The following is a 1,173-nucleotide window of genomic DNA, read 5'->3' on the forward strand; positions in this document are numbered from 1 at the left end:
GGTCGGAATGGAAAGACAGGGATGGCGAGTTCAATATGGAGCTGTTCCGCGCTTTATCGTCCATGAATCACAGCAAAGGCATTCCCAAACATGAGGAACATAAAAAATTAAAAGCGATGCTGGACTGGCCGGAATGGAGAGACGAGGATGGCGAATTCAATATGGAGTTATTTCGCTCTTTCTCGTCGATGTTCACCAAAAGATTTGTGCCCAAACACAAGAAAGTCAAAATGGTGCTGGGCTGGCAGGTATGGAAAGACAAGAATGGCGAGTTCAGCATGGAGCTGTTCCGCGCCTTCTCGTCCATGAATCATGCCAGAGGCTTGCCTGAAAATGAGGAGGAAGTGAAAGAGATTCTGGGCTGGCAGATGTGGAAAGATAAGTATGGCGAGTTCAGCATGGAGCGATTCCGCACCTTCACAGCCATGAATGCTGGCAAAGGCCCGCCCAAATATGAGGACGTGAAAGCGATGCTGAACTGGCCGGAATGGAAAGAAAAGGATGGCAGGTTCGGTATGGAGCGGCTCCGCGCATTTTCTTCCATGAATCTTGGCCGGGGCATGCCCACATATGAGCGAGTGAAAAAAGTGCTTGGCTGGCCGGAGTGGAAAGACCAGGATGGCGAGTTCAGTATGGAGCGGTTCCGTGCCTTCTCGTCCATAAATAATGGCCAGGGCATGCCCAAACATGAACCAGTGAAAAAAATGATGAACTGGATAAGCTTCGGGGGGGTGCCCAACCATCTGTTATTGCAAATTATGGCCAGGCTCTGGGCATCAGAAGGGCTACCTGCTATTGAAGAGCTGAAACACCTGGAAACACAACTGAAACAGTGGCTGTTGACAGAATCTAATGAAGAAAATAGCCACTTGAATAATGAAGAGGATGACAAATTCAATCGCCAGCTAAAAACAGTTTCCCTTTATCTTTCCACCCCTAACCCAGACTGGGTAATCAGCTGGGCGCTTTTAAAACAATTTCACCACGTTGAAAAGACTAAACCCGCTCTGATGCTGGAATCATTGATAACGCTTCTGTCTTCTTATGGAGGGAAAGGCGTCAAACGCTACCTTGAGGTTAGTCAACAGAACCGGGATTTTTTCTGGCGTCATTCGGGCAAAGCCGTGCCTTTGAACGTGTTAAGTAAGGCAATAGCTCTGTTTTCTGCCAATG

1 protein-coding gene is annotated in these 1,173 nt (G+C 48.1%); it reads left to right on the forward strand.

All coding sequences use genetic code 11. From position 1 onward, the window contains the following. Positions 1 to 1,173 (forward strand): hypothetical protein (locus KDK18_RS02565; RefSeq protein WP_257252974.1); only part of this gene is annotated, 1,173 nt, incomplete at both ends.

Source organism: Endozoicomonas sp. SESOKO3, assembly GCF_024606255.1.